Origin of the sequence: Paenibacillus sp. FSL R7-0313 (assembly GCF_037969885.1) — a bacterium.
Lineage (GTDB): Bacteria > Bacillota > Bacilli > Paenibacillales > Paenibacillaceae > Paenibacillus.
This window is the reverse complement of the sequence record NZ_CP150219.1, coordinates 1,336,268-1,354,559: the sequence shown is the minus strand read 5'-3', so window position 1 is coordinate 1,354,559 and position 18,292 is coordinate 1,336,268. Positions and strand designations below refer to the sequence as shown.

Sequence of the window (18,292 nt, the reverse complement as noted above, 5' to 3'; positions counted from 1 at the left end):
GGAATCAAAAAATCTGGGGATAACAGCGATTGGAAGGTTATTCTGTCATCGTAGTGTCAGTGTAAATATTCTTTAGTTCAACTTATATAGCACACCACTTATTAATCACTACACCATATCGTCCCACATGAAGCTCCATTATATGTAAATGATTAATAAATTCAGTATGTAACTGCACCTCGATGAATAAAAAAAGAACTCTGTTCATGACGTCATGCACCGTTTATTTTATCGATCAAACCCAGGCAAGACCAACACTTGTCCAATCTGAATGGCGTTATGCTCGATTTTGTTCACTTTCTTGATTGCTTCTACATACACACGAGTGTCCATCTGCTGAGGTTTATGTGCCAATGAAATGCCCCACAGTGTATCTCCCTGAGATACAACGATCTGGTCCCCCGACAACAATTGCTCATTCCCGGCAAATGCAGTGAATACAGCACTACACCCTATGATTATAATTAGAGTTATGGTGACGATCTTCACTAGCCAGGTTGGCGTCTTCACACGCTGCATGAATTGATCTTTAACATTCATGGTGCGGGACTCGGACGTTTTGGTATAAGCGGATTCATAAATACTTTTGTACGTGGAATATTTCATTCTAGTCGACCTCCAAACTTTCGTTCCGCTAATCTTTAATTTCATGTTTACCTATGTATTTTTCCTATAACAATGAATGATCAATAATTACTTTTTTTCACTATATAGGTATCTTTGCCTAAGTCACCCTACGCTGATAGGTCTATACTACCAGTTCACTCTAAACAAATTCTGAACAACCGAATTTCAATGTGATATCCAATTTAATCTATCCAATATTCATGCCTGATTTTCGGCGATGCTTGCTGCAACGTTTTTCTATAATAGGTTATAGATAAAGATTCTAATGAGTAAGGACGTGCCCCCATGATTTCTGCTGATCTGAAGGAACAATATTACGAGGCGCTTGTGGCCAAAGATTCGGAATACGAGGGTTTATTCTATGTTGGAGTCCGAACCACAGGTGTGTTCTGTCGTCCCACATGCCCTGCGCGAAAGCCAAAATTCGAAAACTGTGAATTCTATGAGACGGCTCAGCAGGCACTTCTGGCCTCTTATCGCCCTTGCCAGCGCTGTCGCCCGCTTTCTCACCCCAACCAAGTATCCGATGTCGTTCGCATATTAGTGGAAGCTGTGGAGAACAATCCGGAGAAACGCTGGAAAGGACAGGATTTCAAGGAACTCTCCATCGATGAATCCACGGCGCGCCGACAGTTCAAGAAGCGGTTCGGCATGACCTTTGTCGAATATGCTCGCGCTCGCCGCATGGGACTTGCCCTGAAAAATATTCGCTCCGGCCGCACCGTGATTGATAGCCAATTATCTACCGGATATGAATCAAGCAGCGGCTTCCGCGATGCCTTTTCACGGATCATGGGTGCTGCCCCTACACAAGTCGATGAAGGACATATCCTAAAAGCGTCCTGGATTGACACCCGCCTCGGCCCGATGATGGCCATTGCAGATGAAGAGGCGCTATATTTACTGGAATTTGTGGACCGCAGAGGTCTGGAACGCGAAGTTGAGCGTCTGCGCAAACGAACCAAATCAGCGATTGTGCCCGGCACTACAGCTCCCATCCAATCCATTGAGCGTGAACTAAACGAGTACTTTCAAGGTATTCGGACAGCATTCGACACACCGTTGTTCTGTTTAGGAACACCATTTCAAAAGCAGGTATGGGATGAGCTCATAGCCATTCCGGCTGGTGAAACGAGGTCATATCAGGAGATTGCAAATGCACTGGGAAAACCGACTGCTTGCCGAGCTGTGGCACAGGCGAATGGGGCCAATCAGCTTGCGATTGTGATTCCATGTCACCGTGTAATTAATGCCAGTGGGGAACTGGGTGGATACGGAGGGGGATTAACTCGCAAAAACTGGCTTTTGACTCACGAGAAACAAAAAAACGGTAGCTGAAAAACAGAATGAAGTAATGAAGTACGCATCAAATGTCCAAAGGAATGCATGATATAACAAAGGAGAGTCAACATAATATGAGTACCTTAGAAGAAAAAGCAACGTTGTTCCAACAATACCATGTGAAAGGAAAACCACTTGTTCTGGTCAATGTGTGGGATGCCGGAAGTGCGCAAGCCATTCAATCCGCTGGAGCAACGGCCATCGCAACCGGAAGCTGGTCCGTTGCTGCGGCCCATGGTGAGCAAGATGGGGAAGCCATGCCATTCCATTTGGTGCTTGCCAATCTCGCACGGATTACAGCGAGCGTGGATCTGCCTGTAACGATCGATATAGAGGGAGGGTATGGGAGGTTGGTGTCAGAAGTGAAGCAAAATATCCTGCAAGTCATCGATCATGGTGCTGTAGGAATCAACATGGAAGATCAACTTCCCACTGGCTTGGGATTGTACTCTGTGGAGGAGCAATGCCCGAGACTGTCCGCCGCCCGGGAAGCTGCGGAGCAGGCAGGCATACCGTTGTTCATTAACGCCCGCACAGATATTTTTCTGCAACATGCACCTGAACACCATAACCACTCCCTCCTGGAGGAAGTACTTATACGTGCGAGCCATTATGCAGATGCAGGAGCCAGTGGTCTGTTTGTACCCGGTTTGCAGGATCACCAACTGATTCAGGAATTGTGTGAGCGTTCACCGCTGCCAATTAACGTCATGGTTACGTCTCCTGAACCTTCCCCAAAACAACTTGCTGCACTCGGTGTAGCTCGCGTAAGCTATGGACCATATCCTTATCTGCAAGCTATGGAACATCTGAAAGAACTGGGGAGAAGTATTTTATCGGGAAATTAACTGGAGGGCATGTTATAATCACCTCTATTGAACATTTACAGGAGGCAATTATGCTTAACGTGGAACAAAAGCTTGAAGTGCTACAATCGTATCCCCAACTGCAACGCAAAGATGTTTCTCTCGGTCGTGTTAATTTCCACTACGAGGATAGTGCGTATGATAAAAAAATTGTTGCTCTCCATATTCACCCTAACGGTAACGGTTATATCTATGCAGGGTTACTGCCCAACTATGAGACCGATGCTAAAGGATTCGTCAATATTCGTGATTACTCCGAAGCAGATCTGCGCACCTTGTTAGATGAAACGATCCAAGCGATGTCTCACAATCCCAACGCAGTTGAATTCGAAGAGCCAGAACAAGTAAAAGCTGTTGCTCCTGCCTTGTCTACAACCTCTACGGGTGGCGGAACATGGGTCGATGAAGATGGACATACGCTGACTTTAAAATACGAAGATGACATGTGGTATGTGTATTCCGGTGTTAATCTGGATATGGCTTTTGAAACGCGTAGCGAAGCCGGCGAGTACCTCAAAGACGAAGGATTCAAACCGCAGGCTCAGGCTTAAGGGATACACCTTCATTTTGAATTGCGCACAAAGATTGCCGAATAGGTATATTCAGAGATTTAGGATGATACAAAAAACACGAGGCGTGTTCGCACTCGTGTTTTTCTGGTTACAGGAAGTTTCCCTTAGATTCCTTGCCCAGTTCCTTTATAACTGTTTCCTGTCAGTCTTTTTTGGATTTCATGGTAAGCGGCGCATTCTTCATCATCGGGTACGTAGACAGAAGTAGCGCACCACCAATACATCCCAGAACGGTGAACAACGTCATGCGATTGATCCTAGCAATCCACAACGTAAACTCACCAAGATCGCCCAATGTAATGATCAGCGTAATGACCAAGCCTACCCCAAAGAACATAATGAAGAAGTTACGCAACCCCAATCGCATCCAACAAACCGTTGGGAATACAGATATTCCCAGTACGAGAAAGCCACACATCAGATCGATCCAAAGGTAAGATAAGAAATGATATTTGCTCGAATACAACATGCCCGGTTGATAAAGGGTTACGTCAACAATTCCTTTTTCCTGAAGCAGGTGTATGAGGAAGTACGCCACATGCAGAATGATCATGGTGCCCGCAACCATCCATACCGAATTCATATAGAAGGATTTCATGAATTGAATTCGTGTACTGCCCATTCCAATCGCAACCGGAAACAGTGTAATAATTCCCCCGATTGCAAACGTACATATCCCTCCGTACATGGGACCAAACAGTTGCGTAGCATACGAGACATCAAATATGAAGCCAATGGCCAAATATACAACGGCGAGCATTAGAGCGATGGATGAAAATATGCCCAGATACAAACGCATATCATCGCGAATCAGTCGGTTCGTACCTTTTACTGCGTTCATGGTTTAACCCCCTCTTGATTACGGGTCCTGTTAACCAAATAATCTTGTAATGTCGCTTTCTCAATGGAAAGACCCTGCGAATGAGCGATATCCTTCCACATTTTCGAGTAGGGCTCATCAATCATCACTTTTACAGTCGATCCCATCTGGGAAGACTCTATAACTTTAACACCTGCTGTAACTCGGTTGATATCGTCAATTCCCCCTGTTAGAAGAACTCCTTTTTCGCGTATCTCTTCCATTGGTTGATTTAACAAAACCTCTCCGGCTTGCAAAACGATAAGGGACTCACATAAGGGCTGAATCTCCTCAATATGGTGGCTGGATATCAGAATCAGACGCGGGTTATCTTCATAACTTTCCAGTAACGCATTGTAGAAGAATTTACGCTTCTCAGCATCGAGCCCATTGGTGGGTTCATCCAGAATGGTTATCTTTGCATTACTGGCAAGACCCAATATAATCTGGGTGGCAGTCTTCATGCCTTTCGAAAATTTAATGATCTTCTTCTTCTCCGGTAGTTCGAACACATTGATTAAACGTTCTGCCAAATCCTGATTCCAATGCGGATGAAAATATTGCCCCATTTGAACCATGTCACTAACCGTCCAGTTTTTCCCCAGGGGATGATTCTCCTGGATGTAGCACAGATGCTCTTGGGCAGTCAGATTATTATAGGGGTCTTGACCCATGATCTGAACGGTTCCACTGTCGGGGCGGTTATGACCTGCCAGTAAACTCATCATGGTTGTTTTACCCGCTCCATTTCTTCCCCAGATTGCACTAATGATTGGCTCACTCTCATGTAGCGTAACCTGATTCAGAACGGGCGTCTTCTGATAGCTATAGTTGACCTGCTCCATATGAATCATAACTCACTCTCCTTATCCTTCTTGCCGCGAATCAGATCAATGATCATGTCCTCATTCATGTGAATCCGTCTGGCTTCTTCAAGTAAAGGCTTGATGTATTCTTCATAAAAATCTTGCTTCCGTTCAACGAGCAATGCTTCTCTTGCTCCCTTTGCAACAAACATTCCAACACCTCGCTGTTTGTATATAATCCCCTTGTCCACGAGTTCCTGCAGTCCTTTGCGGGCTGTAGCCGGATTGATATTGTAGAAGCGTGACAGTTCATTGGTTGAGGGAACCTGTTCTTCCACCTTCAATCTGCCCTCCACAATATCGTCCATAATCATTGTGGCAATCTGATGAAAAATAGGCTGAGATTCATCCAAAGTCGATTTCATGTGCTTCCAACTTTCATACGTATTCATTAGTCAGTTAGTCGGTTAGTTACTCATGTAACTAACTATAGTATACAAAAACGCAAATGTAAATAGGCGAACTTAATTCATTGCCTTCCCTACCTTGGCTCTGTTGTATTGATTAATAAGCCCGTCCAGGACTACGGATTGCTGGATCACTTCCGGATGAAGCAGACTGCCGTATTCCATATGCATGCGATATAACAACTGTCTGGCATCTTCGATCCGTGATATCAAATCCAGGCGATCCATAGTATCCCTCCTTTTTGTCATATTTTAGTGTATTATGCCAATCATAAGCGCATGTGAGATACGACATACTTATTCTTCCACTTTGATACACAAAAAAAGAACGCTCCTGAAATGAATTCAGAAGCGTCCATTGGTTCAGGCTTATGTCCCTAAACCGTGATCATTTGTTCGGTAAATTGAAGGGTCTGGATTCTCCACAGTCGGGACAGGTCCAGTAACAGGAGCTACAATGCTCACCACTATACTACATGTAACTATCAGCAAAGCCAGCTTTCTCTTCATTGAGTTTCTGCACCTCACCAATCAAGATTTTGTACTGCTGTATAGCTGTGTCAGACGCATATTCCCTGTATTGCTCAAACAGTCCGACACCTCTAAGCATACCTCGTCCATCGCTAATTTCAATAGAAAATCTCAAGCTATTCAGTACAAAATCTAATCCCTCCGCAAACCTGTCTTTTTTAAGACAATACGTGCCTAATCCAGCTAAAAGACGAACGTAGCGATCATCGGTTACCTGCTTGCTTACTTTCCCAATCCGATTTCTTTGTTCATGATAAGTGAAGTATGGCTCATATTGATTGAGTACATGATCTATGTTCATATCATAACGGTTAGCAGCCGTTACAATATCACAAAGTGCTGGAAATATCTCATTTTCCTTCGTTGAGATATACGCGAGGTAGTCAGGTAATACTTCAAACTGCCCAGCCATTAATTGATATATATAACGATTACCCTCAGCCCATTCCTGAAACTGATGAATAACCACTTTTTCTTCAGGTTCAGGCTCTTTCACCCAACTGTAATCGGAGTATAATGCAACATACTTCAATGCCATTTCATAGTTGTTCAAGTGGAAGTGGGCACTTCCGCAGGCTAAATACGCATACATAATATAAAAAACGATAGGTCGTTTGGTCTCTTCTTGTTTCCTTCGGCCATTCATCTCATAATGGATGGCTGCTTTCACCTTCAGCTTTTCAGATAGTTCCTGAACTTTGCTCCATCTGTGAAGTGATGCAAATGCATTAATTAGTTCGTTAAGCGCATCCAATTGATAGCGCTCATCCAGCCGATCCACATAATATTCGAACCGAGATGCAATAATCAGATTCCGGTGCTGATCATTAGTCAGTCCCAACCGGAACAGTCGATACTGACAGAGTGCAAGCCGCTCGGAATGTTGCATTTTCTCGCTTTCAGCGATATTTTCATATAGAAGAATGGCTGGTTTGAATTTACCCGCTTGGAAGAATTCTTCAGCCACATCAAATAACAAAGGAATATAGGATAGATTATCCATCATCAGACGAATAACCTCTTCAATACAGTCCAACTTGTCCAACTCGGCACAGCGATGAAGGAAGGGTCCCAGTCTTCGCCAGTCCGGGGTCGCGTGTACAAAACACTCATCTATGTATAACTCATAGAAGTAACCTTCTTCAAGTTTCATGGCGGAAGTAATGCGATCCAACTGCTGCATGGCAATAGGTCGATTTTTATTCAAAATATTGCTGAGCGTACCCGAATTAATCCCTGACGTTTCCGAAAAATGACTAATGGACATCTGTTCACGCTTCAGATAACTTTCCAAGTGATCGCGTATCGTGGTTGTCGACTCCAAACGAACACCACCCTCCAAAATAAAAAACATAAACAGGATTATCGGTATGCAAAAGTAATTATATGTAATTAGAAAGTATCGGTCAATATAATAATTTCAACTAATTTGTATTAAAACCATTTTAATCCTTTTATAAAACAGACAATCCTATCCTTATTTTATATCGGAAACGTGCCTGACATCAAACCTCAAAATAGACAAAAAACACGAGCCATCTACGGGCTCGTGTTCTCAACTGACTCAGCAGTCATCATGCTCACTATAACTTGAATTTAAGGCAGTATATTGCCTGCCGCACGGTAAATTTCATACCACTCTGGACGTGTGAGATGAACATCTCCTGCTTTTACACAGTCTTGCAGACGTTCAATATTCATCGTGCCTGTCACAGGTTGCATCTGCGCAGGGTGACGAAGCAACCATGCGATTGCAATCGTTGTATTGCTCACGTCATACTTCGCAGCAATCTCGTCAATCTTTGCATTCAATTCCGGGAACTTGTCGCTACCCAAGAATACACCTTCGAAGAATCCGTACTGGAACGGGGACCACGGCTGAATGGTGATATCATGAAGACGACAGTAATCAAGAATGCTACCGTCACGGTTAACCGCGGCATCGTTCTCCATGTTCACGTTGATGCCACTGTCAATCATCGTCGTATTGGTAATACTCATCTGCAACTGGTTGGCTACCAGTGGCTGTTTCACGTATTTTTTCAACAATTCGATCTGGTTCGGATTCTGGTTGGATACCCCGAAGTGACGCACTTTACCTTCGCGCTCCAGTTGATCAAAGGCTTCAGCCACTTCCTCCGGCTCAACCAAAGCATCTGGACGGTGCAGCAACAGAACGTCAAGATATTCCGTTTTCAGACGTTGCAGGATGCCATCGACTGAATTCAGGATGTGCTCTTTGGAGAAATCAAACATGCCTTTGCGAATCCCGCATTTGGATTGAAGAATCATATTTTCACGAACTTGGGGATTCATCTGTACCGCTTCGGCGAAGATCTCCTCACATGTTCCTGTACCATAAATGTCGGCATGGTCAAAGAAATTTGCCCCAACCTCCATTGCAGAACGAACAAAATGTTCGGCTTCCTTACCGTCTAGTGAATTAATCCGCATGCAGCCCACAGCCACTACAGGTACTTCTAGTGCACTGCTGCCCAATTTAATGGTTCTCAAGATGTTTTCCCTCCATATTCGAATATTATCGTGTATCTTACCTTTGATTGTGACATATATCTGCAATCGGTTTCAATAGATTTATCCTATATTCATATGGAGAAATGATAGGTTCTTCATTCCAGCCTATAGATCCCAAAGAATAAGTTATACTTCTTCCGGTATGATAACCTCAATATGCCTTGGCAGGACAGTGAGGTGAATCGGCAGGGCAGGACCTTCTTCCCCATCTACATTGGTGCGAATGGCTTCTTCTGAGCGAACATGAACTTCTTTGGCTGTAAAATAGTCCACATCCTTATGGTCCTTCAGATTGCCAAAAAACAGGGAAGTACCTAGTGTGAGGCTGTTGAACACACTGATGTTACGAACAACAAAACAATGTATCAGACCATCATCCACCTCAGCATCCGGGGACAACTTCTGGAATCCTCCAACCGAATTGGTCAGCGCCGCCAGAAAAAGGGGAGATTCTCCTTCCCAGATCTGTCCGTCATATTCGATGGTTAGATGATTGGCTGGTGTATTCACCAGGTCTTTCAAGCCTTCTTTGAGATATGCGAATGATCCCAACTTCGACTTCTCTTCCGAGGATACGGAGAACAGAGCTTCTGCCAAAGAACCTGCAGCCACAACGTTGGCAAACAGGCGATCATTGATTTTCCCCAGATCCACGATATGGGTCTGATTCGAACGTAACTGCCTAATGGCCTCCTCCGGGTCAAGCGAGATATTCAGCGCACGCGCAAAATCATTCACCGTACCTAGCGGTACCACGCCCAGTCGGGGACGATGATCCTGATCCATCATGCCGTTAATCGTCTCATGTAGTGTACCGTCGCCCCCGATGGAGATGACCAGATCACAGCCGTCTTTGCAGGCGCTCAGACAGTAGTTGGTGGCATCACCTTCCCCGGCCGTCTCATTAACAACTACCTCGTACTGCTGTGACTCCAGAATTTCTCTGACTTGGGACACATACTGCTCGGCCTCTTCCTTACCTGACGATGGATTACTAATGATCATGGCTTGGCGCATACTCACATCTTCCCCTCCAAAATGGCATCTTTACTTCATCTTTACCCGTTTCAAGGGTGGGTTGAATAGGGTCTGCGGGAGATGTTCTATTTTTTTTGATAAACATGTCTCTGAAGAGTGCAGAGCAGGGTTTGTTTCATATAGAATAGAAGTAGAGAATTACCCATTACCAAATTTCTTGTTCCTTTTCCCTGTTGACGGGTTAATAACTATAGATATGCTTTGAGCCGAACCTGCATATGTTAAAATGTTCCATTTACACTGAACACTCCGTGTGCAGAACAACCTTCCGGTCGCTGTTATCGTGTAACTACTATACTTATCTAATTCAATCTGTTCGGATGATTTTATAATTCTAAAAATCGGAGGGAATGCATGCAATGAGAAGAATGACGCTACTATTTCTAGTATTCATCCTGAGTCTCGGGGCATCGGGGCAAGCCATGGCTTACACGACTTCAGACTTGGGCGAGGGAATCATTGAAGATCCCCTACTTGAGGACGGACTGAAGCTAATCCTGAACAAACCTCTGGATGTTCCACTGACTTCATCTGATCTGAAGCAGCTTGAGGTGGTGGATCTGAGCAATGCAGGTATTCAAAGCCTGTCCGGTCTGGAATATGCAACCAACCTGACTCACCTCCGATTATATGGGAATGAGATTGAGGATCTCACACCGCTGGAGCACCTAACCCAGCTTCGCGAGATCGATGTTCGCAACAATTACATTACATCCATAGACGCACTTGCTGAATTGAAAGACTTGGGAAGGCTGTATATCAGCAACAATTCCATTTCATCCATAGAGGTTGTACGTGGGTTCAACCGATTACATACGTTCCACGCCAGCGGTAACCAGATCACTAGTCTTGCGGCCCTCTCGGATGCGGATGCACTGAAGTGGCTTGAGATCTCGAACAATACGATTAGCGATCTGACACCGCTCATGGATAAAACCCGGCTTCAACAACTCAATGTAGCAAACAACCAGATTCAGTCGCTGGAAGTACTGGCTGAACTGCCAAATACACTACGGAATCTGAATGTGGCAGGCAATCAAATCACGGATCTGACACCACTGGAGCACATGACACGGCTGCGGACACTTGATATCTCCGGTAACCAAGTACAACACCTCAAGGGGCTTGAGGGACTGACTGGGCTGAAGGAGCTGAATGCAGAATCCAATCAGATCTATGATCTGGAACCTCTTCGGCAACTATCCAGCCTGGACGTATTAAAATTATCCAATAACCGGGTGTGGGATCTGACACCGATCGCAGGTTTTACGTTTACCCGTGATCAGTCAGCGACGAATGCCATACAGGATATCTCAGCGTCCACCTCGTTATCCTCTGGTATTCAGACCTCTGTCTCAGAGGTTGAGCCTGCGGGGCTTACGGTGCAGAACAACTATCTAGATGTCACAAGTGGCAGTCAGACGATGCAGCTTCTGAACCGAATGAATGTGCGGGAGCAGAAACGAACGCCGCAGGGCAGCTTCCAGCGTCTGATTGAAGGGTCTACCACTGCTTATGTAGGAGATCGCGCTTATGCACTGGATGCTGCACCTTTTATCGATGAAGGGCGGACCTATGTGCCTCTGCGTTTTGTCTCGGAGCAGTTAAACGCCAGCGTGAACTGGAACAGCGGTACACGCGAAGCCGTGATCACACAGAATGACAAGACCATCCGCTGGAGCGTGGGCAACAAACAAGTTGTCGTGAATGATTCACTTGCGATCAATGATGCTCCTCTATTGATGAAAAATGGCAAAGCATTTGTTCCAGTTCGCTTCATTTCAGAGCAATTCAATACCTCTGTTGGTTACATCGGAAGCAGCAAAACGATTCTGATTTTTGAAAATAAACAGCTTGGTGAGAGTGTACAGCCTTAAGTTGTGTCTCACGTTCATTTTCAGCCATAAGAGAATATGAGAAACATAGCGCAAGTCCCCGTCTGAACAATCAGCGGGGATTTTTGTTGTGCCATGACAGTTTTGCTATGACATTGGATAATGGTATATGGACATCGCCAATCTCAAGCAAATACAGCATACCATCTGTCTGTGCGGACATGAACTTGTGACACTCTATCTTGGATTAGGGCAAATTTTACACGGTTTAGCCTATCTTCTTTTGCCGCGGGAGTTGGTATACTGAACTTAATATATAGGACAGCTGAAGTTCAAGCGAGGGGGAAATTCATATGACATTCACATTCACTGGTTATTCAACAACCCAAGGTAGCCCATGGAAAGAGTTATCTTATGTATCGACAAATGAAAGCGCTAACTTAAAACTCACGGGTGAAGATCACCAGCTTGTGGAAGGGTTTGGTGGCTGTTTCAACGAGCTTGGTTATATGGCTCTGTCCCACTTAAATGAGGAGCAGCGCCATGAGGTATTTCATTCCCTCTTCCATCCGGAGGGTGAGCACAAGTTTAACATCTGTCGCCTGCCGATCGGCGCAAGTGATTATGCAGAGCAGTGGTATAGCCACAACGAGGTGGACGGAGATGTGGCCATGGAACATTTTTCAATCGAACGTGATTTCAAATATCTGATTCCTTACATTAAGGAAGCTCTGACTTATAACCCGAACCTGCAATTCTTCGCCTCCCCATGGAGTCCACCAACGTGGATGAAATCGCCAAAAGCCTATAACTATGGCACGCTTCGTTGGGAGAAAGATATTCTGGAGGCCTACGCCCTGTACTTCGTAAAATTTGTACAGGCCTACCGTGAAGCAGGCATTACCATCCATCAGGTGCATGTGCAGAACGAAGTGATTGCAGATCAGAAATTCCCTTCTTGCGTGTGGACAGGCGAGCAGCTTCGTGAGTTTATCGCCGATTATCTGGGCCCGGCTTTTGACCAACACGGTCTGGATACGGAAATCTGGCTGGGAACAATCAACGCCCCTGATCCATGGGAGGAATTGATTAAGAAAAAAACAAACGACTTCGACGAGTACGCCGGGCTTGTCCTGAGTGATCCAAAGGCCTATTCCTATATCAAAGGTGTTGGGTATCAGTGGGCAGGCAAAAATGCCATTCAACGTACCTCGGCGAGTTATCCGGAGCTGCGTTATATGCAAACCGAGAACGAATGCGGTGATGGCAACAACTCATGGAACTACGCTAAATATGTATATAACCTCTACCAGCACTACTTCAGCAACGGAGTGAACGCGTACATCTACTGGAACATGGTTCTGGAACCCAAAGGCCGTAGCACATGGGGCTGGGAGCAAAACTCCATGATCACCGTAGATCCGGACAATAAGGAGGTTACTCGAAACCCCGAGTATTATGTGATGAAACACTTCGCTCATCATATTGTTCCTGGTGCTCGAAGAGTCGGTCTGTCAGGTGCGTGGAGCGGGAAATCCGTTGCTTTCCGCAACCCGGATAACAGTCTAGTCATTGTCATCAACAATCCATTCCAGGACCGTCGTGACCTGTATCTAACCTTTGAAGAAGGACATACCCTACACATGAAGCTGGAGGCAGATTCGTTCAACAGCATGGTTATCCAACCGAAATAACTACTCCAACACATCGTTAAAAGCGTCGATATTAAAAGCGTCAGGCCCAAGAATTCCCGGGGCCGGCGCTATTTTTCATGGGCCAGACCATGCTTATTGTCACCATGACTACTCCTGTAGAACACAAGCCGAAGACAACTTAAAGATATGACGTTTCACCTTTTATATTTACAAATCTATAAATCTAGATATAATGTAATCCAGAGAACTTACTCTCATGTCCATCATATTATAGGAGGCAAGGCAGGCTCATTTCAGCATAATATATCTACTTTTCTGTATATTTAAATTCATTGGAGGTACGCTTTACATGAAATCACAACAGGTCAACCCACTCCTTATCCTGATGCTGGCACTCGGGGTATTCGGGATTATTACAACAGAAATGGGAATCGTGGGGGTACTGCCTCAGGTTGCGAATAAATTCAACATTACGGCTGCACAGGCAGGTTGGCTGGTCAGTATATTTGCGCTGGTCGTAGCCGTTGCAGGCCCTTTTCTCACCTTGCTGGCGTCTGGAATTAATCGCAAAATCATCCTGTTAGCCGCTGTGCTGATGTTTGCCATCTCGAATGTCGTCTATGCCTACGCCACAACCTTTGATACCATGCTGATCTTCCGTATCATTCCCGCGTTATTCCATCCCGTCTTCTTTTCCGTAGCCCTGGTCACCAGTGCCCAACTCGTGCCAGCAGAGAAAAGTAGTCAGGCCGTCGCCAAAGTATTTACCGGAGTTACCGCGGGCTTTGCCTTTGGCGTACCACTGACATCGTATCTTGCTGAACGCCTATCCCTCGAAATCGCCTTCATGTTTGGAGCGATGGTAAGTGTAGTCGCTTTGATCGGCATATGGATCTGGTTACCCTCGATGCCCGTGAAGGAAAAGATGTCCTATGGCAAGCAACTCGGTATTCTGCGCAAACCTGGATTATGGCTGAATGTTGCCGCAGTCATTTTTATATTCGCCGCCATGTTCTCCGTGTACAGCTATTTCGCCGAGTATCTTGGACAGGTCACTCACATGAGCGGATCATGGATCAGTATCATGCTGACCGTCTTCGGTGTCGTCATGATCATCGGAAATTTGGGGTTTGGACAGTTTCTGCGTAAGAGCGTGGTCCGTACTGTTCTCATGTTCCCCCTGCTCTACATAGCAGCTTACGCACTCGTCTATTGGGCCGGTCCCCACTTCATGTGGATGATTATTGTAGTCTTTATTTGGGCATCGGTGCATTCAGGAGGATTAATTGTAAGCCAAACCTGGTTAACCGCTGAAGCGCAGGACGCGCCTGAATTCGGCAACAGTTTGTATGTATCCTTTTCCAACCTTGGTATTACCTTGGGTACTGCCATCGGAGGCTGGTTCATCGCGAACCTGGGGATACATCAACTGATCTGGAGCGGAATGATCTTTGCACTGATCGCTTTTGTATTGGTTTGGATTAAAATTAAATGCTTCCCTGCACCATGAATTGCCGAACACTGTTGAGACAAAGTATTAACACAAATAGCACCATATTCCCATGTGGAACAGGCGCTATTTGGTGTTATATGATTACCGGATCTGCAAGAGATGCTCAGACTCATCAATACGCAAACTTATGGATTGTTCGCCAGGTAATTTCTCAGCCATTGCATAGCCGGACGTTCTGTACCGTTGCTATTAACCAGATGTGAACCGTTCACCCATGTTTGGTTCTGGTTGTAACCCCACAGTGTTACACCTTTAACGGCAGAATGCTTCCAAAGCACAGGGAACTTTTGTTGGTAACGCTGCAATTGTGTATTATCGTCACCTGTCATATCCAGCTCGGATACATAGATTGGCAACCCTGTCGCTGCAAGCTTGTTCAATACCGTGTTCATCGTGCTCACAGAAACGTTGTCCATATTGAAGTAATGCGCTTGGATTCCAATACCATCAACTAGACCTCTGTTTTTCAAAAGGTTGATAATCTGGATATATTGGTCCGCTTTAGCAGGATCACCGATAATACCATATTCATTGATTAACAATTTGGAGTTAGGGAAGGCTTGTCTCGCCTGCTCGAATGACCAGATGACCCAGTCCCAACCCGTTGCCCCATCTCCACCAATGGCATTGCGATAGGATGGTTTCGCATGCAGAGGTTCATTCACCACATCAACGAAGGCAGACTTCGAATACCGTTGTCCTGCGGCTTTAATCCATTGTGTCACTTCAGCTTTCTGATCTGCGGCTGAGAGACTGTTAATCCAATTTGGCTGTTGATTTCCCCATACGAGCGTATGGAATTTGAACGGAAATCCGTTGTTGTTAGCATAATTGTATGCCATATCCGCCTGGCCCCAATTCATTACGTTGCGCGTGCCTTCAACAGCATCCCACTTGGTTGAGTTCTCCGGGGTCACCTGATTCCAATACGGGCTAAAATTCGAAGGAACCTGACTAGCTATAATATTCCCCAAAAATTTGCTGCCTTTTGCCAAACCAGCACTAACACTGCCCACCGCAACTGAAGCAGCGAGAATACCTACCAACGCCAGTGAGCCGACTGTTTTAAACCACTTAGACTTAATCAATGATTTTCCTCCTTAGTATTCATTTTTTGTTAAGCGCTTACAAACATCATTTTACTGGATAATTTTGGTTTTTAACACCTGTCAAATTATAGTATTTTATTGTAAAAAAGTAGAATTAAGTTATTTTTCTGAAGCTATCCATAGATTCACTCTCTTAAATCGAACAACCTCTTACATTGGAGTTTACATTCACCACATGTTTATCTAGTATGAAATGATACATATCTTTACACACACTAGATAACAAGGGAGATTACAACATGCGCAAAATTTCAACGAAACGTTTCGCCGGATGGCCTTTATCTTTCCTCTTATGTGCCTCCATTTTGTTCGCCCCTTTTGCTTCCACTCCGGTTCAGGCTGCTGAGGCAGACAAGGAGACCAAGATCACGTTGCTGGGTACATCGGATATACATGGTCGGTTTATGCCGTGGGACTATGCTCTGGACGGTCCAAACCCAACCGGTAGCATGACACAGCTATACACCATTGTGAAAAAAGTCCGTGCGGAGAATCCCAACACGATCCTGCTGGATGCAGGAGACATGATTCAGGATAACTCAGCTGAATTGTTCAATGATCAACCCCAATCTCCCATGATGGTTGCAATGAACGAGATGAAATATGACGCATGGGTCATGGGTAACCATGAGTTTAACTTTGGACTGGATGTACTGGAGAAGATCTCTTCCCAATTCAATGGACAGCCTCTCGTGGGTAACATTTTCAAAGAAAACGGCGACCGCTACATGCCTGCCTATACGATTATCGAGAAAGACGGAATCAAAGTGGGTGTTATCGGAATGAACACACCTATGATTACCGAGTTTGAGAAAGGTACGGATCACCTGGACGGCATCATCGTCAAAGATCCTGTGGAAGAGACCAAAAAGGCCATTGCTGAGCTGAAAGGCAAAGTGGATGTCATGGTTGGACTCATGCATATGGGATTGGATAACGAGAACGGAAACCCAGGCACCGGAGTAACAGATATCGCCAACGCCAACCCGGAGCTGGCTGCCATTTTTGCCGGACACATGCATACCTTGATTGAATCCCAAACGGTTAACGGTGTATTGATCTCCGAACCGAATAAATATGGCTCACATATTTCACGAATCGATCTGACATTTGAAAAAGACGGCGACAAAGTTGTGCTGAAAAGCAAGGAAGCTCAAGCTCTCGCTGTAAAAGCAGCAGACGGAACATATGAAGTCTCCGATCCTGCGCTGGAAGAGACTTTGCACCCATTCCACGAGTTCGCTCGTGCCGATGCCAATATTGAAGTGGCTGAACTGAAAGGAACGAATCTGGTCCCTGCTGATGAGATTAAGGGTATCCCTGCGGTGCAGATCCAGGAAACACCTTTGTCTGACTTTTTCACCGAAGTGATGTTGCATTACAGTGATGCCGATGTGGTCGCGCACCAGATTGATAACGACAAGGCCAAGCTGGATGTAGGCCCGATCAAGAAAAAGGATATTGCGTTCAACTACCAATACACCTTCGGTGAAGTAACTGTATATGAAGTGACCGGACGCGATCTGATGGATTATATGGAGTGGTCTGCGGGGTACTTCAACTCCACACGCCCGGGTGATGTGACCGTCAGCTTTGATCCGAAACGACGTGCTTCCAAATACAGCACCGATGATTTCTTCGGCGGCGTAACGTATGAGATTGACCTGACCAAGCCATATGGCAGTCGGATTACGAATCTTAAGTACAGCAATGGATCCGTTGTCAAAGAAGACGATACGCTGAAGCTCGGTATGAATGCCTACCGGATGGAAGCCCTGATTGCCAAAGGCGGCGCGATGGAAGGACGTAAGTTCAAGCAGCTATGGTCCTCCAAGGATGCTTCGGCATTTGGTGAGATTCAGGGTACGATTCGCAACCTGTCCATCGCCTATCTGAAAGATGTCATGAAAGGTGTCTACGAACCGAAGATTCAGCACAACTGGAAAATCACTGGCGTAGACCTGACTGCACCAGAACGTGCAGATGTGGTCGAGTTAATTAACGATGGCATTATGTCTGTGCCAACAACAGAAGATGGCAAGTACACCAACATTGCCTCCATTAACATTTTGGATGCGGTGACTCAAGAAGAGATTGATGTTTTATCTGCCAAAGCAGGTGTGAGTGCAGCGCAATTCGCAGGCGTGAAAACCAAGGGAGCGTTCTATCAACAGCTGAACAAAACTCGCAAAACAGTAGGTAATGGTGAGGAAGAAACTACACCTGAGAAACCTACGACACCAACTGTACCAAAACCAAAACCAACTCCAACTCCAGGCACGTCGAAACCTGGCAAACCTTCAACACCAAACACCGGTAAACCGGGTAACGTCAACAAAGGCAAGCAAGCCAAGGTTACTGCGGCTTACCTGAACGTACGCGCTGGCGCTTCATCCAAAGCCAAGGTCATTGCTTCCGTACCGAAAGGCACCGTACTTGAAGTGATTAGCACAGACAAGTATAGCTGGGTAAAAGTGAAGCTGGATGGACGTGTAGCATTTGTATACGGGAAATATGTGAGTATTCTCCTTAATTAAT

General features: G+C 45.4%; 16 protein-coding genes. 7 read left to right on the top strand and 9 right to left on the bottom strand.

Annotation, left to right across the window (positions count from 1 at the left end; translation table 11 throughout):
- Positions 1–228: 228 nt before the first annotated feature.
- Entirely contained in the window at positions 229–606 is a 378-nt protein-coding gene (locus tag NSQ38_RS05985; RefSeq protein ID WP_339787748.1) for a LysM peptidoglycan-binding domain-containing protein, read from the bottom strand.
- A gap of 306 nt (positions 607–912) precedes the next feature.
- Between NSQ38_RS05985 and NSQ38_RS05980 the strand changes: the two genes are divergently transcribed.
- From NSQ38_RS05980 to NSQ38_RS05970, 3 genes are all read left to right on the top strand, one after another.
- Positions 913–1,965 carry a trifunctional transcriptional activator/DNA repair protein Ada/methylated-DNA--[protein]-cysteine S-methyltransferase gene (locus NSQ38_RS05980; protein WP_339787746.1) on the top strand — a complete coding sequence of 351 codons (1,053 nt, stop codon included), beginning with the start codon at positions 913–915 and terminating at the stop codon, positions 1,963–1,965.
- Between the two features lie 77 nt (positions 1,966–2,042).
- A complete protein-coding gene (locus NSQ38_RS05975) occupies positions 2,043–2,816 on the top strand; it encodes an isocitrate lyase/phosphoenolpyruvate mutase family protein (RefSeq protein WP_339787743.1) in 774 nt (257 codons plus the stop codon).
- Positions 2,817–2,866: 50 nt separating this feature from the next.
- The gene (locus tag NSQ38_RS05970) at positions 2,867–3,385 is read left to right on the top strand and encodes a hypothetical protein (RefSeq protein ID WP_339787741.1); all 519 of its coding nucleotides are present in this window, start codon (positions 2,867–2,869) and stop codon (positions 3,383–3,385) included.
- Positions 3,386–3,548: 163 nt separating this feature from the next.
- On the opposite strand, the gene NSQ38_RS05965 is transcribed toward NSQ38_RS05970, so the two are convergent.
- From NSQ38_RS05965 to NSQ38_RS05935, 7 genes are all read right to left on the bottom strand, one after another.
- Entirely contained in the window at positions 3,549–4,247 is a 699-nt protein-coding gene (locus NSQ38_RS05965) for a hypothetical protein (RefSeq protein ID WP_091035496.1), read from the bottom strand.
- Positions 4,244–5,119, bottom strand: coding sequence for an ABC transporter ATP-binding protein (locus NSQ38_RS05960; protein ID WP_339787738.1), 876 nt, complete (start codon positions 5,117–5,119; stop codon positions 4,244–4,246). Before NSQ38_RS05960 ends, NSQ38_RS05965 begins: the two co-directional genes overlap by 4 nt.
- Positions 5,116–5,496, bottom strand: coding sequence for a GntR family transcriptional regulator (locus tag NSQ38_RS05955; protein ID WP_036611682.1), 381 nt, complete (start codon positions 5,494–5,496; stop codon positions 5,116–5,118). The genes NSQ38_RS05960 and NSQ38_RS05955 overlap by 4 nt, the downstream gene beginning before the upstream one ends.
- Positions 5,497–5,595: 99 nt before the next feature.
- Complete coding sequence (locus NSQ38_RS05950; protein ID WP_017691550.1) at positions 5,596–5,766, bottom strand: aspartyl-phosphate phosphatase Spo0E family protein; 171 nt, start codon at positions 5,764–5,766, stop codon at positions 5,596–5,598.
- Positions 5,767–6,010: 244 nt separating this feature from the next.
- Positions 6,011–7,393, bottom strand: coding sequence for a transcriptional regulator (locus NSQ38_RS05945; protein ID WP_339787735.1), 1,383 nt, complete (start codon positions 7,391–7,393; stop codon positions 6,011–6,013).
- Between the two features lie 272 nt (positions 7,394–7,665).
- Complete coding sequence (locus tag NSQ38_RS05940) at positions 7,666–8,583, bottom strand: aldo/keto reductase family oxidoreductase (protein WP_076213731.1); 918 nt, start codon at positions 8,581–8,583, stop codon at positions 7,666–7,668.
- A gap of 147 nt (positions 8,584–8,730) precedes the next feature.
- Positions 8,731–9,621 (bottom strand): diacylglycerol kinase family protein, encoded by an 891-nt coding sequence (locus tag NSQ38_RS05935; protein ID WP_091035480.1) that lies wholly within the window; start codon positions 9,619–9,621, stop codon positions 8,731–8,733.
- 380 nt (positions 9,622–10,001) lie between these two features.
- On the opposite strand from NSQ38_RS05935, the gene NSQ38_RS05930 reads away from it, so the two are divergent.
- The 3 genes from NSQ38_RS05930 to NSQ38_RS05920 all read left to right on the top strand — a co-directional run bounded on the left by NSQ38_RS05930 (position 10,002) and on the right by NSQ38_RS05920 (position 14,642).
- Positions 10,002–11,519, top strand: a complete 1,518-nt coding sequence (locus tag NSQ38_RS05930; protein WP_339787732.1) for a leucine-rich repeat domain-containing protein — start codon at positions 10,002–10,004, stop codon at positions 11,517–11,519.
- 311 nt (positions 11,520–11,830) lie between these two features.
- Positions 11,831–13,171, top strand: a complete 1,341-nt coding sequence (locus NSQ38_RS05925) for a glycoside hydrolase family 30 protein (RefSeq protein ID WP_339787730.1) — start codon at positions 11,831–11,833, stop codon at positions 13,169–13,171.
- A gap of 310 nt (positions 13,172–13,481) precedes the next feature.
- Positions 13,482–14,642 (top strand): MFS transporter, encoded by a 1,161-nt coding sequence (locus NSQ38_RS05920; RefSeq protein ID WP_339787728.1) that lies wholly within the window; start codon positions 13,482–13,484, stop codon positions 14,640–14,642.
- Between the two features lie 128 nt (positions 14,643–14,770).
- Here the strand turns inward: NSQ38_RS05920 and NSQ38_RS05915 are convergent, their stop codons facing one another.
- A complete protein-coding gene (locus NSQ38_RS05915) occupies positions 14,771–15,733 on the bottom strand; it encodes an endo-1,4-beta-xylanase (protein WP_339787726.1) in 963 nt (320 codons plus the stop codon).
- A gap of 260 nt (positions 15,734–15,993) precedes the next feature.
- Here NSQ38_RS05915 and NSQ38_RS05910 point away from each other — a divergent pair, with 260 nt between their 5' ends.
- Positions 15,994–18,291: a 5'-nucleotidase C-terminal domain-containing protein gene (locus NSQ38_RS05910; RefSeq protein ID WP_339787723.1), complete on the top strand. Its 2,298-nt coding sequence runs from the start codon at positions 15,994–15,996 to the stop codon at positions 18,289–18,291.
- Position 18,292: the final 1 nt, after the last annotated feature.